The organism is Larkinella bovis, assembly GCF_042655385.1.
Taxonomy (GTDB): Bacteria; Bacteroidota; Bacteroidia; order Cytophagales; family Spirosomataceae; genus Larkinella; species Larkinella bovis.
This window is the reverse complement of sequence record NZ_JBHSMA010000001.1, coordinates 61275-85520: the sequence shown is the minus strand read 5'-3', so window position 1 is coordinate 85520 and position 24246 is coordinate 61275. Positions and strand designations below refer to the sequence as shown.

Annotated in this window: 20 protein-coding genes and 1 tRNA gene; 18 read left to right on the top strand and 3 right to left on the bottom strand. The window is 52.4% G+C overall.

All coding sequences use genetic code 11. The annotated features are described in order from the left end of the window. The 5 genes from ACFPMF_RS00325 to ACFPMF_RS00305 all read left to right on the top strand — a co-directional run bounded on the left by ACFPMF_RS00325 (position 1) and on the right by ACFPMF_RS00305 (position 4046). The gene (locus ACFPMF_RS00325) at positions 1 to 1305 is read left to right on the top strand and encodes a sigma-54 interaction domain-containing protein (RefSeq protein ID WP_379840420.1); all 1305 of its coding nucleotides are present in this window, start codon (positions 1 to 3) and stop codon (positions 1303 to 1305) included. 28 nt (positions 1306 to 1333) lie between these two features. Continuing rightward, complete coding sequence (locus ACFPMF_RS00320; RefSeq protein ID WP_379840419.1) at positions 1334 to 1849, top strand: LptE family protein; 516 nt, start codon at positions 1334 to 1336, stop codon at positions 1847 to 1849. A gap of 129 nt (positions 1850 to 1978) precedes the next feature. Then, the gene (locus ACFPMF_RS00315) at positions 1979 to 2851 is read left to right on the top strand and encodes a hypothetical protein (protein ID WP_379840418.1); all 873 of its coding nucleotides are present in this window, start codon (positions 1979 to 1981) and stop codon (positions 2849 to 2851) included. A 54-nt stretch (positions 2852 to 2905) separates the two neighbouring features. Further along, positions 2906 to 3280, top strand: a complete 375-nt coding sequence (gene secG, locus ACFPMF_RS00310) for a preprotein translocase subunit SecG (protein WP_379840416.1) — start codon at positions 2906 to 2908, stop codon at positions 3278 to 3280. 175 nt (positions 3281 to 3455) lie between these two features. Then, a complete protein-coding gene (locus ACFPMF_RS00305) occupies positions 3456 to 4046 on the top strand; it encodes a hypothetical protein (RefSeq protein WP_379840415.1) in 591 nt (196 codons plus the stop codon). Positions 4047 to 4150: 104 nt separating this feature from the next. Here the strand turns inward: ACFPMF_RS00305 and ACFPMF_RS00300 are convergent, their stop codons facing one another. Beyond that, positions 4151 to 4543, bottom strand: coding sequence for a DUF4870 domain-containing protein (locus ACFPMF_RS00300; RefSeq protein ID WP_379840414.1), 393 nt, complete (start codon positions 4541 to 4543; stop codon positions 4151 to 4153). 89 nt (positions 4544 to 4632) lie between these two features. Between ACFPMF_RS00300 and ACFPMF_RS00295 the strand changes: the two genes are divergently transcribed. From ACFPMF_RS00295 to ACFPMF_RS00285, 3 genes are all read left to right on the top strand, one after another. After that, a complete protein-coding gene (locus tag ACFPMF_RS00295; protein WP_379840413.1) occupies positions 4633 to 5199 on the top strand; it encodes a Crp/Fnr family transcriptional regulator in 567 nt (188 codons plus the stop codon). An 87-nt stretch (positions 5200 to 5286) separates the two neighbouring features. Next, positions 5287 to 6006, top strand: coding sequence for a sterol desaturase family protein (locus ACFPMF_RS00290; RefSeq protein WP_379840412.1), 720 nt, complete (start codon positions 5287 to 5289; stop codon positions 6004 to 6006). A gap of 22 nt (positions 6007 to 6028) precedes the next feature. Beyond that, the gene (locus ACFPMF_RS00285) at positions 6029 to 6307 is read left to right on the top strand and encodes an Rdx family protein (RefSeq protein ID WP_379840411.1); all 279 of its coding nucleotides are present in this window, start codon (positions 6029 to 6031) and stop codon (positions 6305 to 6307) included. A 30-nt stretch (positions 6308 to 6337) separates the two neighbouring features. On the opposite strand, the gene ACFPMF_RS00280 is transcribed toward ACFPMF_RS00285, so the two are convergent. Further along, entirely contained in the window at positions 6338 to 9790 is a 3453-nt protein-coding gene (locus ACFPMF_RS00280) for a pyruvate carboxylase (RefSeq protein WP_379840410.1), read from the bottom strand. Positions 9791 to 10085: 295 nt separating this feature from the next. Next, on the bottom strand, positions 10086 to 11471 hold the full coding sequence (locus ACFPMF_RS00275; protein ID WP_379840409.1) for an MATE family efflux transporter: 1386 nt from the start codon (positions 11469 to 11471) through the stop codon (positions 10086 to 10088). A 449-nt stretch (positions 11472 to 11920) separates the two neighbouring features. On the opposite strand from ACFPMF_RS00275, the gene hflX reads away from it, so the two are divergent. The 10 genes from hflX to ACFPMF_RS00225 all read left to right on the top strand — a co-directional run bounded on the left by hflX (position 11921) and on the right by ACFPMF_RS00225 (position 24104). Continuing rightward, positions 11921 to 13189, top strand: a complete 1269-nt coding sequence (hflX, locus tag ACFPMF_RS00270; protein WP_379840408.1) for a GTPase HflX — start codon at positions 11921 to 11923, stop codon at positions 13187 to 13189. A gap of 77 nt (positions 13190 to 13266) precedes the next feature. Then, positions 13267 to 13338: transfer RNA gene (locus ACFPMF_RS00265), tRNA-Arg, on the top strand. 418 nt (positions 13339 to 13756) lie between these two features. Beyond that, positions 13757 to 15115 (top strand): sigma-54-dependent transcriptional regulator, encoded by a 1359-nt coding sequence (locus tag ACFPMF_RS00260; protein ID WP_379840407.1) that lies wholly within the window; start codon positions 13757 to 13759, stop codon positions 15113 to 15115. Positions 15116 to 15437: 322 nt separating this feature from the next. After that, a complete protein-coding gene (kdpF, locus tag ACFPMF_RS00255) occupies positions 15438 to 15518 on the top strand; it encodes a K(+)-transporting ATPase subunit F (protein ID WP_379842730.1) in 81 nt (26 codons plus the stop codon). A gap of 17 nt (positions 15519 to 15535) precedes the next feature. Then, a complete protein-coding gene (kdpA, locus tag ACFPMF_RS00250; RefSeq protein ID WP_379840406.1) occupies positions 15536 to 17266 on the top strand; it encodes a potassium-transporting ATPase subunit KdpA in 1731 nt (576 codons plus the stop codon). Positions 17267 to 17314: 48 nt separating this feature from the next. Beyond that, the gene (gene kdpB, locus ACFPMF_RS00245) at positions 17315 to 19399 is read left to right on the top strand and encodes a potassium-transporting ATPase subunit KdpB (protein ID WP_379840405.1); all 2085 of its coding nucleotides are present in this window, start codon (positions 17315 to 17317) and stop codon (positions 19397 to 19399) included. 39 nt (positions 19400 to 19438) lie between these two features. Beyond that, on the top strand, positions 19439 to 20002 hold the full coding sequence (locus tag ACFPMF_RS00240) for a K(+)-transporting ATPase subunit C (protein WP_379840404.1): 564 nt from the start codon (positions 19439 to 19441) through the stop codon (positions 20000 to 20002). A gap of 10 nt (positions 20003 to 20012) precedes the next feature. Continuing rightward, the gene (locus ACFPMF_RS00235) at positions 20013 to 21152 is read left to right on the top strand and encodes a porin (protein ID WP_379840403.1); all 1140 of its coding nucleotides are present in this window, start codon (positions 20013 to 20015) and stop codon (positions 21150 to 21152) included. Between the two features lie 37 nt (positions 21153 to 21189). Then, entirely contained in the window at positions 21190 to 22320 is a 1131-nt protein-coding gene (locus ACFPMF_RS00230; protein WP_379840402.1) for a sensor protein KdpD, read from the top strand. Continuing rightward, entirely contained in the window at positions 22317 to 24104 is a 1788-nt protein-coding gene (locus ACFPMF_RS00225) for a sensor histidine kinase (RefSeq protein ID WP_379840401.1), read from the top strand. The genes ACFPMF_RS00230 and ACFPMF_RS00225 overlap by 4 nt, the downstream gene beginning before the upstream one ends. The last annotated feature ends 142 nt before the right edge of the window (positions 24105 to 24246 follow it).

Sequence of the window (24246 nt, the reverse complement as noted above, 5' to 3'; positions counted from 1 at the left end):
ATGGATTTAAAAGAGATACAGTCGGTAAAGCAGCGGTTTGGCATCATCGGAAACGCCCCGGCGCTGAACTATGCCATTAATGTAGGCATTCAGGTGGCACCCACCGACCTGACCGTCCTGATCACGGGGGAAAGTGGAAGTGGAAAAGAATCTTTTTCGAAGATTATCCACAGCCTCAGCAGCCGAAAACATGGCCAGTTCATTGCCATCAACTGCGGAGCCATTCCCGAAGGCACCATCGATTCGGAGTTATTCGGGCACGAAAAAGGTTCCTTTACCGGCGCCGTCGACCAGCGGAAAGGCTATTTTGAAACCACCAACGGAGGGACCATTTTTCTCGACGAAATCGGTGAAATGCCGATAGGAACGCAGGCCCGACTGCTGCGGGTGCTCGAAAACGGTGAGTTCATCCGGGTGGGTTCGTCGAAAGTATTGAAAACCGACGTGCGGGTAGTGGCCGCTACGAACGTCAATCTGCTGGCGGCCGTCGAGCAGGGCAAATTTCGGGAGGACCTGTATTACCGGCTGAACACGGTCCCGATTTTTGTGCCGCCCCTGCGCGAACGGGGCGACGACATTGAGCTGCTGTTCCGGAAATTCACGACCGATTTTGCCGAGCGGTACCGGATCAAACCCGTCCAACTGTCGGAAGCCGCTAAACTTCTGCTGCTGCGGTATCCGTTTCCGGGTAACATCCGGCAATTAAAAAATATCGCCGAACAAACGTCCATCCTGGAGTCGGAAAGCAACAAGGTAATTGAAGCCGAAACGCTGGCCAAATACCTGCCACCGGTTTCGTCGCAGGCTCCCCAGGCTCCGATGGTCTGGCCCGGTGGTCATATCGACAGCAATTCGATCTCCGAACGGGAGTTGCTCTATAAAGTGCTGTTCGACATGCGCCGGGATATGAATGACCTGAAGCGGCTGGTGCTCGACGTGCTGAAAAATGAGCAGAACGGTCACGAGATCCTGAAAAATAACAAGGAGCTGTTCGAAACGCTCCAGTCCGACGACCTGGTCCGGGAGCCCGAACCGGCTGTCACCCGGCTGCTTCCCGCCGGTAATGTCATTGACGTTGACGAGTACGATCCGGCTGATACGGCCAGCGACGTCACCGTGGAGGACATTACGCACGAAACCGAAGAAGACGATTCGCTCTCTCTCGAAAAAAAAGAGAAAGAGATGATTGTCAAGGCTTTGCGCCGAAACAACAACAAAAGGAAATACGCGGCCCAGGCACTTGGCATTTCCGAACGTACGCTATACCGGAAAATCAAACAGTATGAGATTGATGAAGAAGACTAGGGAAGGAAAGAGTTATGAGGTAAGAGTTATGAGGTATACTGTGAGACTTTGGGGAGTATTCCTAATTCTTAACTCTTCACTCTTCACTTTTTCCTGCGGAAAGTACTCGTTTACGGGCACGACGCTCGATCCGAATATCAAAACGATTACGGTCAATACCTTTACCACTTCGGCTGCGGGCGGACCGGCGAACCTGCCGTTGCAGTTCACCGAAAAACTGAAGGAGTATTACCAGCGGTATACGAACATGAAGGTAGTGCCCGCCAACGGCGACATTGTGCTGGAAGGCTCCATTTCGGGATACGATGTGCTGCCGGTGGCGGCTACGGCTTCCGACCAGGCGGCCCAAAACCGCCTGCAGGTTACGGTGCAGGTTCGTTTTTCGAACTCCAAGGACGAAAGTAAAAACTTCGACCAGCCTTTTTCATTCTACCAGGATTTTCCCGCCAATCAGACCCTGACCCAGAGCGAAAGTCGCCTGTTACCCAAAATTCAGGACCAGCTGGTGTTGGATATTTTCAATAAAACCGCAGCCGACTGGTAAAAACCCGGTTTTTCAATTCAACGGTAAAAGAGACGATTTGCTAAATTTTTAACTGGTAAACGGCGGTTGAAACTGGTTACAATTTGTTACATTTGACCAAAGCGATACCACCTTCCGACCTTTAATCCAATGAACAAATTGGACAAAGAAACGTTTTCGTTCTGGGTTACTCATCCCGAAGAACTGTTACCTGCTGATTTACAACCGCTACAGGAAGCTATTGCTGCGTTTCCCTACTGTCAGTCGCTATACGTACTGGCCGCCAAAGCAACTTCCATTCACCAGAAAAGCCACGCCATCGAATACGTCCGGCAGGCGGCCGCCCACGCGCTGAGCCGCAATGCCCTGCGGAAACTGATCGAGAACGAATTTCAGTGGTCCGAAAATCTGTTGAGCCGCCTGAACGAATTATCGCTGAAACATGTCCCGATTCCCGACGATTACAAGAAAGAGTCGTATGAACTGTTCAAGAAAAAAGCCGAACAGAGTTCAACCTTTTTTGCCAACCCGATTTTCGATTTTGCGAAATCCGTAACGTTTGAACCGCTGCCCACCGACGACAGTCTGGCCGACGAATCGGTTGAAACCCTAAACCCGGTTGATGACATTCTGCCCATCATCGACAAATCGATTCTCACCGAAAACGTGGTTCAGACCACGCTCGAAGAAACCATACAGGAGGTCGCGGAAGAACCGGCCGCGCCGGACAATCCGGAACGAAACCGACAATTGCAACTGATCGAAGAGTTTATCCGGCGCGAACCGACCATTCAGCGCCCGCGGTTGAACAGCAGCGAGCAGGCCGATCAGGAGGACCTCACGCGCCGGATGCCGGGCAACTCCGGTACGCCCGTCACCGAAACCTTCGCCAAAATCCTCGCCAAACAGGGCAAACCCGAGCGGGCGATTGACATTTACGTGAAACTAATGTTGAAAAATCCGGAAAAAAAGGTTTATTTTGCGGAGAAAATCGCTGCGTTAAAGAAACCGCAAGATCAGTAAGTTACTTCTTTCAATACCAATACGCATCTATTAAAACCGCAAGGGCGAACCGAAATGCTAACGGCAATTATTGTATTAATTTGTATCTGTACTGTACTGCTGATTCTGGCCGTACTGATTCAAAATTCCAAAGGGGGCGGCCTGGCCGGTGAATTTGGTGGACTCGGTTCCAACCAATTGATGGGCGTTAAGAAAACCACCGACCTTCTGGAGCAGGTGACCTGGGGGCTTGGCATTGCCATCATGGTCCTGACGCTATCAACTTATATCATCATCGACCGCAACCCCGTTGGTGCCACCATCAACAGTGCGAACGTAGATGCCGCAGCGACGAAAACGGTTCCGGGCGCGGGCCTGCCAGCACCGGCGCAGCAGCAACAACCGGCCGCTCCGGCGACAACGCCCCAGAGCGGAACAGCGGCTAAATAAGGCCGTTGAATGGAAAGCTTTTCCAAAAGTAAACTACCTGACATTCAGACCTGTAGGGCCCTAAAAACCGTACAGGTCTTTTTTTGGACCATAATTTCCGGTACAGAAAGTATAAACCCGCGGATCGGTTTCGTTGTAAAGGAAGGTTTTGCATTCTGAATCTTCGTTCAGCCTGATGAGAAAAAGTGCCCTCGCTCCGCTTGCCGTTGTTTGTTGCCTGTTTACAGCTTCCTGTCATCGTCCTTATGCCCGGTTTCAACCCATGCCGATCGAGTCGTTTCGCCCGGCGAAAAAACCGCAGGCCATCGAAATGATCCGCGATTCGGGGCGGGTTCCGGAGGATGACTGGACCCGTTGGGTCACGGAAGCGGAAAAACCGGACCCTCTAGCGCCGGAAGCCTACGCGTCGTCGGTGGTTGTTCCGCCTACCCAAACCGTTCAGCAACGGGTTCGGCACGCTACGTCCGCACTGGTTAATCCGCCCGTCAGGGCCGCCGAAACCAGCACGCCCGTGCAACAACCCCGCCCTAAACCGGGTCAGAAGAAAACCCTGCGCGAAATTCTGGGACTGAAACCGCGCAAGAAACTAAACTGGTGGCAGCGAATTCCGTGGCAACTCAAAGCGTCCATTCCGGTAATCGGCGTCGCCATCGTTTTCGCGGTGCTTCACATCAACGTCCTGGCGATCATCTTCGGTCTGCTTGGCGCTTTCCTGCTCATTCGGGGCTTAAAACGCACGTTCAAAGTCCGGCGACCCTGGTTTTAGTCTTTGTCGTTTAAGGTTTGAAGTATAACGTCTAACGACTCCCCGATTGCTTCACCCCATAAACGCCAGTTCTTTAAACCTTATACTATAAACGTCTCTCTTCCTCACTTAACAAACTTGATCGAGAACGGATAGGTATAGTGTTCTCCATTGTTGGCTTTCACCCCGGCAATGATGGTAAATGCGAGGCCGATCAGGCCCAGAACGACCAGCATCGGAATGCCGATAAAAATAAAAAGCAGCAGAAACGATACGCAGTAGCCGATCGTCATCGTAATCTGGAAATTCACCGATTCTTTGCCGTGAAAATCAACAAACGTTGATTTATCCTTTTGAATCTGCCAGACGATGACCGGTCCGATGATATTCCCGAACGGAAAAATAAACATCGCCAGCGAACTCAGGTGCGCCAGCATCGCCCACATCCGTTCATCGGACGGGCTCAGCGGACTCACCGGCGGTGGAGGAACCGGGTTATGATACGGTTGGTTTTCCATGATGTAAAGGGTTTGTTCAATCAAGTAAAAATAAAGAAACGATTTTTGCAATTTTTGCTTAAAAATCAGCCGATTGACTGCGCATTGAAATGGAACTTCTGCTCACCACGATCCGACGGTTGCAGGCCATTCCCGAACCGCTGGAAAACGCCCTGCGGCAAACCCTGCGTCGGCAGGCGCTGCCCCGGCGCTCCTGGCTGCTGCAACCCGGACAGGTCTGCGATCGCATCTATTTCATTGAAAAAGGTGTTGCCCGGGGGTATTACCTGAAAGAAGATCGGGAAGTAACGTCCTGGTTCATGAAAGAAACAGATTTCATTATTTCCATCGTCAGCTTTTACTCCCGCAAACCGGCTCAGGAATACATCGAATTACTGGAAGACAGCGTGTTATGGTCGATTACGTACGATCAGCTCCAGCGGTTATACGATGCTTTTCCCGATTTTAACAAAGTGGGGCGGTTACTGACCGAACGGTACTATATGCTGAGCGAACAACGTACCCAGAACCTGCGGATGCAGTCGGCCCGCGAACGGTATGCGCAGTTGCTGGCCGATTTTCCGGATATTTTCCGGCGGGTCCCGCTCAAATACATTGCCTCCCACCTGGGCTTGTCGCCGGAAACCGTGAGTCGGCTGCGGGCCAATATAGCCTAAACCACGGAAGTGGAACTTGATTTTGGTCAATTTTTCGCGGTCTGGCCGTTGGTTCCTTTGGGGTATTCACCAAACCCCGATCCGGTCATGCTACCCGTTATTTTTGCCACCTTCGCTTTTTGTTTCCTGCTGGAACGACTCTTCCCCGGCTGGAAGCTGCCGCCGGTTCCGACCTGGACGATTCGCGTCCTGGCGGTAAACTTCATTCAGTTGCTGGTGGTCCTGCTGGCCGGTTTTACGTGGGAACACTGGCTGTCAGGCCACGCTCTTTTTGCCTTGTCCAACCATGTCAATCCGGTCTGGGGCGGTTTTATCGCCTATTTTATCGCTACGTTTGTATTTTACTGGTGGCATCGCTGGCGGCATACGGTCGATTTTCTCTGGACCCATTTTCATCAGATTCACCATAGTCCGCAACGAATCGAAGTCATCACCTCCTTTTACAAACACCCGCTGGAAATGACCGTCAACTCCGTGATCGGCAGTGTACTGGTTTATTCCCTGCTGGGCCTGAATCCCGAAGCGGGCGGTATTTATACACTTTGCACGGCGCTGGGTGAGTTTTTTTACCACACGAACGTTCAGACACCGCGCTGGGTAGGCTATATTTTCCAGCGGCCCGAAATGCACCGGATTCACCACGAACACAACAAACACAGCAACAATTACGGCGATATTGTCTGGTGGGACATATTGTTTGGAACCTATCGGAATCCGAAGGAGTTCCACTCATCGTGTGGATTTGACAACGACAAGGAGCAGCGGCTGGGCGAGATGCTGCGCTTCCGCGATGTCCACAAAGAATGAGGACCCACAACTAAACCAGTCTATGAAACCCACTGTTACGCTCGAATACTGCCCGAAATGCGGCTGGCTGATGCGCTCGGCCTGGATGGCCCAGGAACTGTTAACCACCTTTACCGACGATGTTCACGGCGTGCTGCTGCACCCTTCCGAATTCAGCGGGCGGTTTTCGGTCTCCGTCGATGGGGTGAAAATCTTCGACCGGAAAGAAGCCGGGCGTTTTCCCGACATTAAAGAGTTAAAGCAACTGATCCGCGACATCGTCAATCCGGAAAAATCGCTCGGGCATTCGGAGAAAAAATAAAGGGGCCGGAAACGGCCCCTTCGAAATCGTTTAGTCCAGTTCAACCACCCAGTCGTCCTGCTCGACCACGGTTCCTTCTTTCAGCACGACCTGTTTGACGGTTCCGGCCTTGGACGCGGCCACGATGCTTTCCATCTTCATGGCTTCGATCACGAACAAGGGCTGGTTTTTGGCCACCTGATCGCCGGTTTTCACCAGAATTTTGGTCAGGCGCCCCTGCAGGGGCGAGCCGACGTCGCCTTCCTTGCTCACTTTCGCATTCGCCTGGAAGGATACTTTCTGCGACTTGTCGCGGACCTGTACCTGGCGGCTCTGGCCGTTGAGCTCGAACGTTACCGTGCGCATGCCCTGCACGTCGGGTTCCGAAACGAACAGCAGGCGCACCAGAATGTTTTTGCCTTCGTCGATCTCGATCAGAATTTCCTCGTTTTCCTTCAACCCATACAGGAAAGCCGGGGTCGGAATGATGCTTACATCGCCGTGTTCCTGAACGGCCTTGTAATATTCTTCGTAGACTTTCGGGTACATCTGGTACGAGAGGTAATCCAGAAAACCGTCGTTCTGCGGAAATTTCTCTTCAAACGTTTTGAAATCCGCATCGAAATCAATCGGTTTCAGTTTCTCGTTCGGACGGCCTGTCAGCGGTTCTTCGCCTTTCAGAACAATCTCCTGCAATTCTTTTGGAAAACCGCCGTAGGGTTGCCCCAACTCCCCTTTAAAGAAACCTTTGACCGATTCCGGGAACGAAAGCGAAGCGCCTTTTTCCATCACATCCTGCGCCGTCAGGTTATTGGAGGTCATGAACAGGGCCATGTCCCCCACGACTTTCGAGGAAGGTGTCACTTTCACAATGTCGCCAAACATCTGATTGACCACGCTGTAGTTTTTCTTCAGCGTTTCAAACTTATCGCCCAGGCCCAACGCAATCGCCTGCGGTTTCAGGTTCGAGTATTGCCCGCCCGGAATCTCGTTCTGGTACACTTCGGCATTTCCGGCTTTCATACCCGACTCGAAGGGCGCGTACCACTCCCGCACATCTTCCCAGTAGTTGGAGTATGCATTCAGCGAGTTCAGATCGATGGCGCTTTCGCGTTCGTGCCCCTGCAACATCGCCACCACCGAGTTGAAGTTCGGCTGGGAGGTAAGGCCAGACAAGGCCCCCAGCGCACAGTCAATAATATCGACCCCCGCATCCACTGCTTTCAGGTACATGGCCGACTGAATCGACGAGGTATCGTGGGTGTGCAAATGAATGGGAATGCTGACGGCTTTTTTCAACTCCCGCACCAGCACTTCGGCCGCCAGCGGTTTCAGCAAACCGGCCATATCCTTGATCGCCAGCAGGTGCGCTCCCTCGTCTTCGAGTTGGCGGGCCATGTCGAGGTAATACTGCAAGGTGTATTTTTTCTGGTCCGGTGCCAGCATATCTCCGGTATAACAGATGGCCGCTTCGGCCAGCGCATCGGTGCGCTCGCGCACGGCCCGGATGCTGACCTTCATCGCTTCCACCCAGTTCAGCGAGTCGAAAATCCGGAAAATGTCGATGCCGGATTCCCACGATTTCTCCACAAACTTTTCGATCAGGTTGTCCGGATACGCCGAATACCCCACCGCGTTGGAGCCCCGGAACAGCATCTGCAACAGCATGTTCGGCATGGCTTCCCGGAATTTCTGCAAACGGGTCCACGGACTTTCGTGCAAAAACCGCATAGCGACGTCGAACGTTGCCCCACCCCACACTTCCATCGAAAACAGTTCCGGGTGGTTTTTAGCAAAGCCCTCGGCCACGTTCAGCAGGTCTTTGGTTCGCACGCGGGTCGCCAGCAGCGACTGGTGGCCGTCGCGGAACGTCGTATCGGTATAGAGAATCGGCTTCTGATCGCGAATCCACTGTACAAATTTATCCCGTCCCAGTTCGGTCAACCGGTCTTTATTGCCTTTCGGACAATCGCCGTATTTATCATAAACCGGAATAACGGGCGTCCGGAATTTGTCCCGGGAGCCCGGTTTCACCTTGACTTCCGGGTTGCCGTTGACAATGACATCGGCCAGAAAATTCAGCGCCCGGGTCGAACGGTCTTTCGGTTTGCGAAGATCGAAGAGTTCGGGATGGTTTTCGATGAACGAAACCCGCGCTTCGCCCTGCTGGAAAATCGGGTGATCGATCACGTTGAGCAGGAACGGGATGTTGGTTTTCACCCCGCGAATCCGGAACTCGACCAGCGCCCGTTTCAGCCGTTGGGTTGCGCCCCGCAGCGTGCGGCCCCGCGCCGAGATCTTGACGATCATCGAGTCGAAATAGGGCGAAATTTTCACGCCGGGATACGAACTTCCCTCGTCCAGCCGGATCCCGAAACCGGCGGCATTGCGGTAGGCAATGATGGTTCCGAAGTCGGGCCGGAAATTGTTGGCGGGATCTTCCGTAGTTACCCGGCACTGGATGGCGTACCCGTTCAGCGGAATCTCGTCCTGGTGATTGATATAAATGCCGTTGTCCGACAATTTATAACCCATTGCAATCAGAATCTGCGTCCGGACCAGATCAATACCGGTTACTTCTTCGGTGATGGTATGCTCGACCTGAATCCGGGGGTTGACTTCGATGAAGTAAATATTTTCGTTGCGGTCGACCAGGAACTCCACTGTTCCGGCATTGGAGTAATTGGCCTGTTTCCCGATTTTCAGGGCGTATTCGTACAGCTTGTTTTTGGTAGCCTGCCGCAGCCCAAACGAGGGGGCCACTTCGACCACTTTCTGAAACCGGCGCTGCACGGAGCAATCCCGCTCATACAGGTGAACGATGTTACCGTGCGTATCCCCCAGCAACTGGATTTCGATGTGTTTGGGATCGACAACAAATTTTTCTAAAAAAATGGTCTCGTCGCCAAACGCGTTCTTCGCTTCGTTGCGGGCTTCATTATAGGCCTTTTGGAATTCTTCTTCCTCCCGGACCACCCGCATACCACGTCCTCCCCCACCGGCTACGGCTTTGATCATGACCGGAAAACCGATCCGCCGGGCTTCCGAAACCGCCACGGCATAGTCCGATAAATCAATCCGGCTATCCGGAATCATCGGCACATCGGCTTCCGTTGCCAGGTTCTTGGCCCTCACTTTATCGCCCAGCGCGTCCATTGCTTCCGGCGTCGGGCCAACGAAGATGATGCCTTCCTCCCGGCACCGACGGGCCAGCGTTACATTTTCCGACAAAAAACCGTATCCCGGGTGAATCGCATCAACTTTCTTCCGTTTGGCCAGCTGAATAATGCCTTCAATATCCAGGTAAGGTTTCAGCGGTTCGTCGTCACGACCAATCTGGTAAGCTTCATCAGCTTTATAGCGGTGAAGCGAATAGCGGTCTTCGTAGGTGTAAACGGCGACAGTGGTAATCCCTAACTCGGTGGCAGCCCGCATGATACGGATAGCAATCTCACCCCGGTTGGCGACCAGCAGGCGGTGAATCGGGCGAATGTAATCTTTCATGTTTCCCAAAAAAGCAGGATGGGGTTTCGAAACAAAGTGAACAATGCGGCAAGTTTATCGAAAAGTTTGTAAAAATCAGGTTTTACCGTAGGTTCATCGGAAAAGACTGGTTTTTCGCGGAATATTGCAGAACGGCCTTCTCTTCGGCTGAATTGGGGCGTTACGTTACCGCATTTGCCCGGCATCCGGTATCCCCATGACCGGTTTGGAGCGAAGGCGTTGACGGATTAATGCTTATTTGCCGTCGATTGGACGCAGCGGCTTTTCATCAAAAGCCGCTGCGTGTCCTCTATTGCTACACCTGTACCCGTTTCCATTTCCCCCGGTGGAATACCAGCACGGCGATCACCGCCAGCAGGGATTCGCTGAAGGCCACCGACCAGAAAACACCTTCCGGGCCCCAGTTGAGCAGATTGGCGAGCAAATAGGCCAGCGGTATTTCGATCAGCCAGAAACAGATGACGTTGATGATCGTCGGGGTTCGGGTGTCGCCCGCACCGTTTAGGGCCTGACTAATCACCATGCCATAGGCGAAAAAAATGTAACCCAGACAGAAAATCCGGAGACAGTTCACAGCAATTTCCACGACGTTCGGATCGCGGTTGAAAAACCCGACAATCTCGGCCGCTCCGAGGTAGAACACAATACCGACGGCCAGCAGAAACAGCATATTGCAGAAAGCCGCCCGCCAGGCCGAGGTTTCGGCCCGATCGGGTTGCTTGGCGCCCAGGTTTTGCCCTACCAGCGTCGAAGCCGCGTTCGCCATGCCCCAGGACGGCATAATCGTGAAGATCATGATGCGAATGGCAATGGTATAGCCCGCCACAACGTCACTGCCGAAGGTCGATAAAATCCGGGTCAGGAAAACCCAGCTGGCCGAACCAACCAGAAACTGGGCTGTTCCACCGGCCGCAAGCCCGAGCAGGATGCGGATAATCCTGGAATCCGGCCGAAAATCGCTGGTTTCCACCTGGATTACCCGGCCACTGCGCATGAGATTATAGAGTTGATACAGTGCCCCCGCCGAACGGCCCATCGTGGTGGCAATGGCGGAGCCCATCACCCCCATTTCGGGAATGGGTCCAAAACCGAAGATAAAAACCGGGCACAGGACGATGTTGAAACCGTTGGCAATCCAGAGGGAACGCATGGCGACCGAAGCCTCTCCGGCCCCGCGCAAACAGCCGCTCAGCGTGTAGAGCAAGACGATCGCGGGCGAGCTGGCAAAAATCAGGCGTGTAAAACCGACTCCGTTGGCAATCAGGTGTTCGTCGCCCCCCATCAGCCGCAAAATATCGTCGGCAAAAACCGCCCCCGGAATGCCAATCAGCAGTGCGATGGCCACCGAAACCAGGATGACCTGCGCGACGGATTTACCGGCTTCGCGGGCATTTCCCTCGCCGACCCGACGGGAGACCAGGGCGGTGGCCGCCGTACTCAACCCAATGGCCAAGGAATAGACAATGGTGAGCACTGACTCCGTCAGGCCGACGGTAGCCACGGCTTCGGTACTGATTTGGGCCACAAAAAAGACGTCCACAATGGCAAACAGCGACTCCATCACCATCTCAAGAACCATTGGCACCGATAGCATGAAAATGGCCCGGTTGATGCTACCGGACGTATAGGTAGTTTCTGAACCGCGCAAAGCGGCTAGTAACAGGCGAATAAACTTCGTCATGGAATAAATAGACAATAACAGGCGACGGAGTCGCCGATAAAACAGCGTGTAAACAGGAAAATGTCGGATCGTCGGTCCCTCAGACAGGACGATCGGAAAAGAAGCGGAGGGGCCCGTTAGTGGGCAGCGGTATTCATCGGCTCTTGAACTTTGAGAAGGCAAAAGTACAGAAAGATTCCTGTCAAAAAAGGACGATTGAGGAAACGGTATTCTTTTTTAAGAAAAGAGTGTTATCTTTGCACCGCTTAAAGGTACTACACACAATGAAAATGTTAGCCGTTTACGGCCCCTTCCGCTTTCGTTAAAAACCGTTTTCCCATCCGACGGTTGTATTCCATATTCTCATTTGTAAATTAAGGTGACAGAATCCGCTGTAGGCTGGTTTTTGCGTGCGTTTCGGCACCAAAACCGCTTTCCGTGTGTTCCATCCCTTTGTAACTCCATTCCATATGATTGAAACCCATAAACAGCCCGAAACCGCCGTGCTGGTTGCCTTGGTGACGCAAAAGCAATCGGCCGAAAAAACGCAGGAATACCTGGAAGAGCTGGCTTTTCTGGCCGAAACATCGGGCGTTATTACCGCCAAATCGTTCGTTCAGAAACTCGACCGGCCCGACACCCGGACCTACGTGGGGAAGGGCAAACTCGAAGAGATCCGGACGTTCGTGATCGACAATCCGGTCGATACCGTTATTTTCGACGATGATCTGTCCCCTTCGCAGGTGCGGAACCTCGAAGCAGCCCTGCCCAACATTAAAGTCCTGGACCGGAGTCTGCTGATTCTGACTATTTTCTCGATGCGCGCGCAGACGGCCCAGGCGAAATTGCAGGTTGAACTGGCGCAATACCAATACATGTATCCGCGACTGACCCGGATGTGGACACACTTGAGCCGGATGAAAGCCGGTGTAGGGACCCGCGGACCCGGTGAAAAAGAGCTCGAAACCGACCGGCGGATTGTGCAGGACCGGATTGCGTTTTTGAAAGAGAAACTCGAGAAGATTGATAAACAGAGCACGACGCGCCGGAAAGAACGCGACCGCCTGGTCCGGGTGGCCCTGGTGGGCTATACGAACGTGGGCAAGTCGACGCTGATGCGCGCCCTGGCGAAAGCCGATGTATTTGCCGAAAACAAACTTTTCGCGACGGTCGATTCGACGGTGCGGAAGGTGGTGCTGGGCAATATTCCGTTTTTGCTGACGGATACGGTCGGGTTTATCCGCAAGCTACCCACGACGCTGATCGAAGCTTTTAAATCGACGCTGGACGAGGTCCGGGAGGCCGACATTCTGCTGCATGTGGTCGATGTATCGCATCCGTCGTTTGAAGAGCATATCGGTGTGGTTAACGACATTCTGTCGGAAATCGGCGTGGGCAGTTCGGCGGGCGAAAAACCGACCATTCTGACTTTCAACAAGATCGACCAGTTTGAACCCCGCGATGAGTGGATGCACGAGGACGACGATTTCGACGACGATCTACCGGTGGCTATCCGGCGACAAACCGCTTTGGCTTACTTAAAAAAGACGTATCTGACGAAAAAATCGGAGCACGTGGTTTTCATTTCCGCCGAAAAGCGCGAGAACCTCGATGAACTGCGTAACCTGCTGTATATCTTAGTGAAAGAGCAGCACTACAAGATCTACCCCAACTGGCTCGAAGTGCCACTGGGTGATTGGCAGGAAGAAACCGACACCAGCACGGATTTTGGTAAATAGCAGATTTCTAAGCATTTTTGCTGCCAACTCTATATTGACAACCCGGTAGGGTCTAACAGACCTTACCGGGTTCTTCTGGTCTCATAGTTCAACGGATAGAATAGAAGTTTCCTAAACTTTAGATCTGGGTTCGATTCCCGGTGGGACCACCCCTCATTACATCAAATAGCTTACTTACGGCTAAGTACCACCAAAATACTCCGACCGGCGCTTGCTAACTCTGAAGAGCCGGGAAATTGCTAGTGCCGACGGACTTACCTATTTTTAAAAGCCACTAATGACGTAAAATTCAAAAGTGGCTTTTTACATTACCCCTCCTAAATTAAAAATTTAAGACGCAACCCGGTTTTCGCATGGCTCACAAGAAAAAACTCCGGACCTTTGTTTCATGCCGCTATCCCGAAAGGAGAACGTCAAGCTTTCCAAAGCATTGCTGCTACCGCAACGCTTGAGCGGGCTATATTGACTGTAAACCTGTACCGGAAAGACACTGACAACTATCAACATCAACCGCAAGCCGATGTGAGACAACATTCTCATTGTACTCCCATTTGATTGGCTCGTTTTATGGCTTCTCCCGCTACCCTCCTGATTATTGATGACGAAGACCGCCTTCGAGGTTTATTAGCACGGCTATTGCAATTGGAAGGCTACGCCGTGCTGGAAGCCGAAAACGCCCGGACCGGTTTAAAACTGCTCGAACTCGAAACGGTTCAGGTTGTTATTTGTGATGTTAAATTGCCGGACAAAAACGGAATTGAATTGACTGAACAAATCAAAACACTTCACCCGGCTACTGAAATTATCGTATTAACGGCCTATGGAACCATTGCCGATGGCGTGATGGCCATTAAAAAAGGAGCCTTCGACTACATAACGAAGGGAGATGACAACGATCGAATTATCCCGCTGGTGAGCCGGGCCGTTGAGAAAGCCCGGCTGCAATTCCGCCTACAGCATTTGGAACAGCAGATGAAGCAGGCCCGCGGTTTCGACACCATTGTTGGGCAATCGCCGGTTATTCGCCAGGCCGTCGAGTTAGCCCGAAAAGTAGCGGTGACCGATGCCACCGTATTGCTTACGGGTGAAACCGGAACGGGGAAAGAAGTTTTCGCCCAGGCGATCCATTACGGGAGTACGCGTCGGTCAGAGCCCTTTGTGGCGATCAACTGCGGAGCGTTAGGGAAGGATATCCTGGAAAGCGAACTGTTTGGCCATCGCGCCGGAGCGTTTACCGGAGCAACCCGCGACCAGAAAGGGCTGTTTGCCGAAGCCCATCGTGGTACGATATTCCTGGACGAAATCGGCGAATTGCCGCTCGGCTTACAGGCCAAGTTACTGCGTGTCCTGGAAATGCATGAATTTTTGCGGGTTGGCGATACGCGCCCTACGAAAACCGACGTAAGGGTCATTGCGGCCACGAATCGTGATCTTGAAAGAGAAGCTTCTCTCGGCAATTTTCGGCTCGATTTGTATTATAGGTTGTCGGTATTTATGATAGGACTACCTTCCCTGCGTGAGCGTCCGGAGGACATTGGCCCATTGGCCGCGTTGTTTGCTCGGCAAATTGGCAGCAAACTCGGTCACCGTAGCATCCAACTTACCCCAGCGTTTATCCAACGCTTACAAGCCCATACCTGGAAAGGGAATATTCGCGAATTGAAAAATGTCATTGAACGAGCGGTCATCCTAACCGATATTCATCCCGATGGCTCTAGCGAACTTACGCCCGACCTGCTTCCCTTCGAGGTTGGACAAACCATTGCCGACCCGGATGAAACAGATTTCCGCCTGACAACGCTGGAAAAGAAACAGATCCAACGGGTGCTCCATTATACGCAGGGGCAAAAGCCCGAAGCGGCCCGTTTGTTGGGTATTGGACTCACGACCCTGTACCGGAAAATTGAGGAATACGGTATCGAGTAAACCAAACCGCCTTTCCTCGATCCGTCCACGGTATTTTTCATTTTGAAAAAAGGGCTTTTCATTCTGAAAAACATACGTATTGCTAACCGGAGCCATAGAAGAAGTTGAAAGCGGCTAACCGATTGACGGTTAGCCGCTTTTTAATTTTCTGAACCATTCTGGCATTCCTGGAATACATTTTGGCATAAGAGCGAGCAACACGATCAACACTGAAATACCGTATGCTCACACTTTTGTTTTTCCTGCTTTCGGCCCTGCTCTGCTTCGCCATTTTTTACAAAACCGTCGACTGGTTCGAACACATTTAATCCCCTTTTTCATCATGATCACGCTCGTTTTTATCGTTGCCGTATTGGTGTTTGGCTACCTGTTCTACGTCCTGATTAAACCAGAAAAATTTTAACCTCTCGTTACGATTCCATGACAACCGAATGGATAGGCATTATGGCCATGTATGGGCTAACCATCCTGTTAGCAATTCCGCTGGGCAACTACCTGGCAACCGTTTTTAAGGGCAAACCCAATTGGTCCGACTTTATGAAACCGCTGGAGCGGCTGGTTTACCGGTTGGGGGGCGTCGACGAAACCGCCGACCTGACCTGGAAACAGAATCTGGCGGCACTCCTCACCATCAATCTGGTTTGGTTTGTACTGGCGTTTGGGCTTTTGCTTGTTCAGGGAAACCTGCCGCTTAACCCGGATGGCAACCCCTCCCAAACACCCGATCTGGCCTTCAATACGGCCATTAGTTTTCTGGTAAACTGCGATCTGCAACACTATTCGGGTGAGTCGGGGGCTACGTATCTGACGCAATTGGCCGTGATGATGTTTCTGATGTTTATGTCGGCCGCAACCGGTATCGCAGCAGCGGTTCTGCTGTTTCGTTCATTTTTGCCGAAACAGTCTGACACAATTGGGAATTTCTACGTCCTGTTCACGAAATCGATCACCCGTCTCCTGTTGCCCGGTTCACTCCTGGTTGCCTTCATACTGGTGCTCAATGGAGTCCCGGCCAGTTTCGATGGGAAAGACACCGTCGTTACGTTGCAGGGCGACACCGTGCAGGTATCGCGGGGGCCGGCTGCGGGCATGATTGCCATCAAGCACCTGGGTACAAATGGTGGGGGCTGGTTTGGCGCCAACTCGGCACACCCGCTCGAAAACCCCAACTACTTGACGAATATGGTGGAGATGATCGCGCAAATGGTCATCCCGATGTCCATGATTTTCGCACTGGGGTTCTTTGTAAACCGCAAACGCTTTGCCTGGGTCATTTACAGCGTCATGACGATTGGCTTTCTACTGTTGGTTATTCCCACCCTTATGGCTGAATTGGGCGGAAATCCGGCCATAACCCGCATGGGAATTGCCCAGCCAACCGGTGCGATGGAGGGGAAAGAGGTTCGGTTTGGGCCCCTGGCCTCGGCCTACTGGAGCATTGCTACCACCGTAATTTCAACAGGTTCGGTGAACGCAATGCAAGATTCATCAATGCCGTTATCGGGAGCGATGGAACTACTGGGCATGATGGTCAACGCCTTTTATGGTGGGGCCGGGGCTGGCCTATTGAATTTCTATTACTTTCTCATCATTGCGGTTTTTATTGCAGGACTCATGGTGGGTCGAACGCCCGAGTTATTTGGGAGAAAAGTAGAAGCCCGCGAAATCAAGATTGCCTCCATCGTGGCACTACTCAGTGCCTTCCTCGTGAAAGGTGGTACTGCCCTCGCAGCCTGGTTATTTGTCAAGGATGGCGGTACAGACGGAATAGCGTCCAACTGGGCCGTAAGGCCATCTTCCTGGCTCAACAACCCGGCCTTTCATGGCTTTTCGGAAATGCTCTATGAAATGACGTCTGCCAATGCCAACAACGGTTCTGGGTTTGAAGGGCTGGGCGATAACAACTTCTTCTGGAATTTCGCTACGGGTATCATCCTCATTTTAGGCCGGTTTATTCCCCTGATCGGCCCGGTAGCCATTGCCGGCCTGCTAACCCGGAAGAAGTATGTTCCTGAATCCTCGGGTACATTGCCCGTCGATACGGCCACGTTTGGCTTCATGCTATTTGCCGTCATTTTCATTATTACCGCCTTATCATTTTCCCCGGCCCTGGCCCTGGGGCCACTCGCTGAATATTTTTCGCTTCACTAACCTTTGGTACGCCAAATTACCCGCGTACCAGGTCTACTCTACCAAAAAATGGCAAAGCAATCCTCTTCCCCCGGTCTGTTCCAACGTGAACTGATTGGAATGGCCATCCGGGCATCGTTCATCAAACTGAATCCCGCTCTTCTCAGTAAAAATCCGGTGATGTTTACCGTGGAGATCGGTACGTTGATTATGGTACTGGTCACCGCTTATATCGCCTTTTCGGATGATACGTCGCAGGGGTCGTTCACGTATAATCTGATCGTTACGATCATCTTACTGATCACCGTGCTGTTTGCCAACTTTGCGGAAGCCATTGCCGAAGCACGGGGTAAGGCGCAGGCCGAATCACTCCGTAAGACGCGTCAGGAAACGCCCGCGAAGGTTGTTCGGACAATAGGCGAAATGACGCTCAATGAGGTACAGCTTATCTCTTCTGCGAACCTTCGAAAAGGCGATATCTTCATTTGTGAACCCGGTGACATCATTCCCTCGGACGGTGAAATCATTGAAGGGTTAGCCACGATTGACGAGTCGGCCATTACGGGCGAATCGGCTCCGGTTATTCGGGAAGCCGGCGGTGATAAATCGTCGGTAACCGGTGGCACCAAGGTGCTGTCCGACCGAATTAAAGTCCAGGTAACCACCCAGCCCGGCGAATCGTTTCTCGACAAAATGATTGCCCTGGTGGAAGGTGCAACGCGTCAGAAAACACCCAATGAAATCGCCCTGACCATTCTGTTGGCGGGCTTTACGCTCATTTTCATGATCGTCTGTGTCGCCCTGAAACCTTTTGCCGATTACGCCCACACCCCGCTCACGATTGCGGCTCTGATTTCCTTATTCGTTTGTCTGATTCCGACGACCATCGGCGGTCTTTTATCGGCCATTGGCATTGCGGGGATGGATCGGGCCTTGCGGGCCAATGTCATTGCCAAATCAGGCCGGGCGGTTGAAACCGCTGGTGATGTCGATACGCTCCTGCTGGATAAAACCGGAACCATCACGATTGGTAATCGCAAAGCCACCCATTTTTATCCGGCATCCACGATTAAGCCGGTGGACATGGCCCGGATTTCGGCCCTTAGCTCGCTGGCGGACGATACGCCTGAAGGGAAATCGATTGTTGAACTGGCCCGTAATGGAGAATGGGGCCAACTCATTACCCCGAACTTACAAACGAATGGTGCAAAGCTGATCAGGTTTACGGCCGAAACCCGCTCGTCGGGCATTGACTTACCGGCGGGTACTGGTAACGAGGTAATCCGGATCAGAAAAGGAGCTACCGATGCCATTCGAACGATCGTTGAACGAGCTGGTAATCATTTTCCGGCCGACATCGATCAGAAGGCGAAGGAAATTGCCGCCAATGGTGGAACGCCCCTGGTTGTTACCGAAAATGAAGTGGTAAAAGGGGTGATTGAGCTGCAGGATATTATCAAGCCCGGTATTGCCGAGCGCTTCGGGAGGCTTCGTAAAATGGGCGTCAAAACCGTGATGGTAACGGGCGACAACCCGTTGACCGCCCAATTTATCGCCCAAAAAGCCGGCGTCGATGACTTCATTGCCGAAGCCAGACCCGAGGATAAAATGCACTATATCCGACAGGAACAACTGGGTGGAAAACTGGTGGCGATGATGGGCGACGGCACCAACGATGCCCCCGCGCTGGCCCAGGCCGATGTGGGTGTAGCCATGAATTCGGGTACGCAGGCCGCCAAGGAAGCCGGAAATATGGTCGACCTCGACAATGATCCGACGAAACTGATCGAAGTGGTTGAGATTGGCAAGCAACTCCTGATTACGCGGGGCACGCTGACAACCTTTTCCATTGCCAATGACGTAGCGAAGTATTTCGCCATTGTCCCGGCTCTGTTCACCGCTTCGATTCCGGCTCTGCAGGCGCTGAATATTATGAACTTGCATTCGCCCGAATCAGCGATTTTATCGGCGGTCATCTTCAATGCAATCATTATCCCCATGCTGATTCCCCTGGCACTGGGCGGGGTCGATTACAAACCGATCGGGGCCAGCGCGCTGCTGCGTCGAAACCTGTTCATCTACGGTTTGGGCGGCATCATTGCCCCGTTCATCGGCATCAAACTGATTGATCTGGTCATTGGGCTATTGATCTAACTCAACTTTAATTCGCATTACGTCGTAAATCACAAAAACATGAAATTCCCTATTGGAACCGCCATCCGGCTCACACTGGTCATGCTGGTAATCCTGGTCGTTATTTATCCGCTGGTCGTAGCCGGTTTTGCCCGCCTAGCGCCCGGAAGCGGTAAAGGAGAAACCGTTACGGTCAACCGAAAAGTAGTGGGATACAGGCTGATTGGTCAGAAATTTACCGAAGACCGGTATTTCAACAGTCGCCCTTCGGCTGTCGGGTATAACGCTGCGGGTTCGGCTGGATCAAATAAAGGGCCTTCGAATCCTGATTATTTAAAAACCGTGCAGGCTCGTATCGATACGTTTCTGGTCCACAATCCTGAAGTTAAAAAAGCAGACATTCCCGCCGAGTTAGTAACCGCTTCGGGTTCCGGTTTAGACCCGCACCTATCGCCCCCGGCTGCGAAAATTCAAGTTCCGCGAATCGCCAGAATCCGCGGAATATCAGCCGAGCGACTGAATCAACTGATCGACGACCACACCGAAGGACCGCTAGTGGGTTTATTGGGTCCGGCAACGGTAAACGTATTGAGCTTAAATAGGGCACTCGACGCCCTCAACTGAGCATAAAATCATGAAATCAGGTATAATGGTTACCCTAGGGTTGGCCTGTATGTCCGCGGCCGCAGCGCAAACCATCGACACCACCGTTATGGCGTCAGGAGTCAAAACAAATGCATTCACCTTGTCGGGGTATATAGAAGCCTATTATGTTTACGACCTGACGGCTCCGAAAACCGCTCAGGAACGGCCAGGGTTCCTCTATAATCACAAACGGAATCGGGAAGTGAACATCAATTTGGCCTATCTTAAAGGCTCGTATTCGGGGGAGCGCATTCGGGGAAATTTTGCGCTACAGGCCGGCACCTATCCGCAGTACAATTATGCTGGCGAGCAGGAACTGGTTAAAACGATCTACAAAGCCAACGTTGGGGTAAAGCTCAGCCGGACCCAGGATCTCTGGTTCGACGCGGGAATTTTTCCGTCACACATCGGTTTTGAAAGTGCCATTTCAAAAGATTGCTGGACCCTTACCCGGAGCCTTATGGCCGAAAATTCACCGTATTATTTGTCGGGCGCTAAACTGACCTACAACAGTCCCAATCGCAAGTGGACACTGCTGGGCATGGCGACCAACGGCTGGCAACGCGTTCGCAAATTACCGGGATATAGCGGTATGGCGGTGAGCACCCAGGTACAGTACCGCCCCTCGGCAAACGTAACGCTGAACTGGAGCAGCTTTCTGGGTTCCGACCGACCGGATACATTACGCCAAGGCCGGTTTTTTAATAACTTCTACGCCATACTAACCCTGGCTGATCGGTTCGGTCTGACCCTTGGGTTTGATCTGGGAGCCGACCATAAACCGGTTGTTGCCACGGGCGATACTACCCGCGTAGATGGAGGTGGTAGTTATCGTTGGTTCTCACCCGTCGTTATTGCCCGCTACCAAACATCCGGGCGAAGCCATCTGGCAGGACGAGTAGAATATTACGATGATAAAAACGGCGTAATCATGGGCACCGCCGGGTTTCAGACGATGGGGTATTCACTGGGGTACGATTATGTACTTTTTTCCAGCCAGAACACCGGATCGGCGCTGTTTCGTATCGAAGGGAAAGCGTATCAGAGCCAAACGTCGATTTTTGCGTCGGATAATGGCGCAAAAAGGGTGAATTTGTCCATTACGACTAGCCTGGCAATCAGCTTTTAGGCAGCAATTTGACCGGAATAAACGTAGACATAAAGCGATGCAGGCCGATAACCGCGATGAGTCCGCAGAACACTTTCTTCGGCTGATTCAGGAGTCGAAACGGGGAAAGTTTAAAATCTATATCGGGATGAGCGCGGGCGTTGGTAAATCATACCGGATGCTCCAGGAAGCGCACGCCCTGCTGAAAAGCGGCATTGATGTCCGGATTGGTTTTATCGAAACGCACGGCCGGACGGAGACCCAGGCACTCGTGGCAGGGCTCCCCGTTATGGCCCGTCGAACGCTGTTTTACAAAGGCCGGGAACTGGACGAAATGGATGTTCAGGGTATTCTGAACCTGCGTCCCGAACTGGTGATTGTCGACGAACTGGCCCATTCCAATATTCCCGGTTCTAAAAACGAAAAACGCTGGCAAGACGTGCTGGAGATTCTGGATGCAGGAATTAGCGTCATTTCGGCGGTCAACATTCAGCACATCGAGAGTTTATACGATGACGTTTTTGCCATTACCGGCATTGAGGTGGCCGAACGAGTCCCTGACAAGCTGCTTCAACTGGCCGACGAAGTGGTGAATATTGACTTAACCGCCGACGAACTGATTGCCCGCTTAAAGGAAGGCAAAATTTACGATCGGGCCAAGGTGGAGATGGCCTTGACCCATTTTTTCCAGAGTCAGAAAATTCTTCAGTTACGTGAGCTGGCGCTGCGGGAGGTGGCTTCGGCGGTCGAGCGCAAAATCGACACCATCTTACCCCCGTCGGTCCAGGCACGACCTGACCGGTTTTTAGCAGCCATCAGTAGTAATCATATCGTCGCCAGGCGGGTGATTCGCAGAACCGCCCGCCTGGCGGCTTTTTACAACTCACGCTGGTATGTGCTGTATGTGCAGACTCCCGCTGAGTCGCCGGACCGGATTCGACTCGATGTGCAACGTCACCTGATCAATAACCTGAAACTGGCCACCGAATTGGGAGCGGAGGTCATCCAGGCCAGGGGCCGGGATGTGGTCGATTGCATCATGCAGGAAGTAGAGAAACGGAATGTTACCACGGTTTGCATGGGAAAACCCCACGTCACTCTGGTGCAGGTCATTTTACAAACGTTTGTATTTAACCGTCTGCTGAACAAACTTTCTGCGTCCAACATTGACTTGATTATCGTCTCATGAGTATCAAGACCAAGCTATCGTTCGCCCTGACTTTTTTGTTCCTTGTACTCCTGCTCATGGGAGGGCTGTGTGCCTATTTTCTGCACCAAACCACTACCGAAGCGCAAACCATTCTGGAAGACAACGGAGTTACGCTGGAATCCGTTAGCAGCATGCAACGAGCCATGACGGATCCCCATGATCCCGATGCACGGGCCGAATTCGATGCGGCCTTGCGACGGCAGGAAGTAAACGTAACGGAAGTGGGCGAAGCCGGTGCTACCCAGCGGCTCCGGCAGGAGTTTGAACGATACCGCCGGGGAGCTACCGATTCATTGACCATCCGGCGAATACAACAAACGTTGCTGGTGATCGACGACATGAACCGGCAGGCCATGATTCGAAAGAACGAAACCGCCAAGGAAAATGCCAGACAAGCCCTGCAATTGCTTACCCTGGTCGGTACGTTTGGTTTTCTGGTGTTGTTTTCCTTTATCATCAATTTCCCGGGGTACATCGCCAATCCCCTCCGTGAGCTAACCCGGGGCATTAAACAGGTAGCCAGTGGAAATTTTGAGGAACGGCTTCACTTCCGTTCCGACGACGAATTTGGCGAGTTAGCCCGGTCGTTTAACTCGATGGCCCAGAAATTAGATGAGTATGAGCACTCGAATCTGGCTCGCGTTCTGTTCGAGAAACGGCGAATCGAAACGCTTATTCAGATCATGAGCGAAGGCATCATCGGCCTGGATGAACAACGGCGTATTCTCTTTGCCAACCCTGTAGCGTGTCGGCTGCTGGGTACTGACCAGGCCGCCCTCGTTGGTCAGTACGCGCCTGATGTAGCTACCCAAAACGATCTGTTACGGACCCTTATCCAGGGCATCATGAGTGATGAACCGGGCGGGCCGGTGTCCGAAACCGGCGAGTTGCGAAGCCTTCTGAAGATTTATGATAAGGGCTCGGACGGACAGGGAAAAGAAAGTTATTACAACCGGCGAACGCACCGGGTGGAGGTGACCCGAACCGGTGAAGAGTACGCGACCCTGGCGGGCTACGTGATTGTGCTGGAGAATATTACCTCGTACAAGGAACTGGATTTAGCCAAAACTAACTTCATCGCCACGGTTTCCCATGAGTTAAAAACACCTTTGTCGGGGATTAAAATGAGCCTGAAACTGATTGAAGATGCTCGGATTGGTTCGCTGAATTCCGAGCAAAAACAACTGGTAGAAAACGTTCGGACCGATGCCGATCGTCTGCTGAATCTGACGGGTGAACTCTTGAATATGGCTCAGGTTGAATCCGGACAGATTCAGTTAACCATCCAGCCTATTGCTCCCGCCGACATCATCCACTACGCCACGCACTCCCTGCGGGTACAGGCTGAACGAAAGCAGATTCAGTTCCATTGTACCGTTGCCCCTGACCTGCCCCCTATCCTGGCCGATGCCGATAAAGCGTCGTGGGTACTCATCAATTTTTTATCAAATGCCCTACGGCACAGCCCCGACGAAAGCACGATCGACATCACAGCCACTTCGCTCCCTGCATTAGGTAAGGTCGAGTTTCGCGTCCGCGACCACGGAACCGGTATTCGACCCGAACATCAGGCCCGGGTTTTCGACCGCTATTTCAAGGCGCCGGGTCAAAACGGGCAGGCTACCGGAACCGGACTCGGCTTATCGATTTCCCGCGAATTTATTCAGAGTATGCAGGGCAACATCGGGCTGGATACGAGTGTGACGGACGGAGCGGCCTTTTATTTTCAATTACCCACCGTAAGTTATAATTCCATCCATTAACGCTCCCCTCCCCCAATTGGGCCCACTAGGCAGCAAAAAAACGGCACGAAGTCATCGATGGCCCGGAGGATGGCTCCGGTTCTCCGATTCATACTGCTTTTAAAATTCATCACGGATCAGTACCTCATGCCTTAAAAGGCTA

What these genes read in the sequence shown, in the direction of transcription:
- ACFPMF_RS00285 (WP_379840411.1), top strand. Translation starts at nt 6,029, where the DNA reads ATGAAACCCACTGTTACGCTCGAATACTGCCCGAAATGCGGCTGGCTG.
- ACFPMF_RS00305 (WP_379840415.1), top strand. Translation starts at nt 3,456, where the DNA reads ATGAGAAAAAGTGCCCTCGCTCCGCTTGCCGTTGTTTGTTGCCTGTTT.
- kdpF (WP_379842730.1), top strand. Translation starts at nt 15,438, where the DNA reads ATGATCACGCTCGTTTTTATCGTTGCCGTATTGGTGTTTGGCTACCTG.
- ACFPMF_RS00280 (WP_379840410.1), bottom strand. Translation starts at nt 9,790, where the DNA reads ATGAAAGATTACATTCGCCCGATTCACCGCCTGCTGGTCGCCAACCGG.
- ACFPMF_RS00275 (WP_379840409.1), bottom strand. Translation starts at nt 11,471, where the DNA reads ATGACGAAGTTTATTCGCCTGTTACTAGCCGCTTTGCGCGGTTCAGAA.
- ACFPMF_RS00300 (WP_379840414.1), bottom strand. Translation starts at nt 4,543, where the DNA reads ATGGAAAACCAACCGTATCATAACCCGGTTCCTCCACCGCCGGTGAGT.
- ACFPMF_RS00240 (WP_379840404.1), top strand. Translation starts at nt 19,439, where the DNA reads ATGAAATTCCCTATTGGAACCGCCATCCGGCTCACACTGGTCATGCTG.
- ACFPMF_RS00230 (WP_379840402.1), top strand. Translation starts at nt 21,190, where the DNA reads ATGCAGGCCGATAACCGCGATGAGTCCGCAGAACACTTTCTTCGGCTG.
- secG (WP_379840416.1), top strand. Translation starts at nt 2,906, where the DNA reads ATGCTAACGGCAATTATTGTATTAATTTGTATCTGTACTGTACTGCTG.
- kdpB (WP_379840405.1), top strand. Translation starts at nt 17,315, where the DNA reads ATGGCAAAGCAATCCTCTTCCCCCGGTCTGTTCCAACGTGAACTGATT.
- ACFPMF_RS00320 (WP_379840419.1), top strand. Translation starts at nt 1,334, where the DNA reads ATGAGGTATACTGTGAGACTTTGGGGAGTATTCCTAATTCTTAACTCT.
- kdpA (WP_379840406.1), top strand. Translation starts at nt 15,536, where the DNA reads ATGACAACCGAATGGATAGGCATTATGGCCATGTATGGGCTAACCATC.
- ACFPMF_RS00235 (WP_379840403.1), top strand. Translation starts at nt 20,013, where the DNA reads ATGAAATCAGGTATAATGGTTACCCTAGGGTTGGCCTGTATGTCCGCG.
- ACFPMF_RS00295 (WP_379840413.1), top strand. Translation starts at nt 4,633, where the DNA reads ATGGAACTTCTGCTCACCACGATCCGACGGTTGCAGGCCATTCCCGAA.
- ACFPMF_RS00325 (WP_379840420.1), top strand. Translation starts at nt 1, where the DNA reads ATGGATTTAAAAGAGATACAGTCGGTAAAGCAGCGGTTTGGCATCATC.
- hflX (WP_379840408.1), top strand. Translation starts at nt 11,921, where the DNA reads ATGATTGAAACCCATAAACAGCCCGAAACCGCCGTGCTGGTTGCCTTG.
- ACFPMF_RS00260 (WP_379840407.1), top strand. Translation starts at nt 13,757, where the DNA reads ATGGCTTCTCCCGCTACCCTCCTGATTATTGATGACGAAGACCGCCTT.
- ACFPMF_RS00225 (WP_379840401.1), top strand. Translation starts at nt 22,317, where the DNA reads ATGAGTATCAAGACCAAGCTATCGTTCGCCCTGACTTTTTTGTTCCTT.
- ACFPMF_RS00315 (WP_379840418.1), top strand. Translation starts at nt 1,979, where the DNA reads ATGAACAAATTGGACAAAGAAACGTTTTCGTTCTGGGTTACTCATCCC.
- ACFPMF_RS00290 (WP_379840412.1), top strand. Translation starts at nt 5,287, where the DNA reads ATGCTACCCGTTATTTTTGCCACCTTCGCTTTTTGTTTCCTGCTGGAA.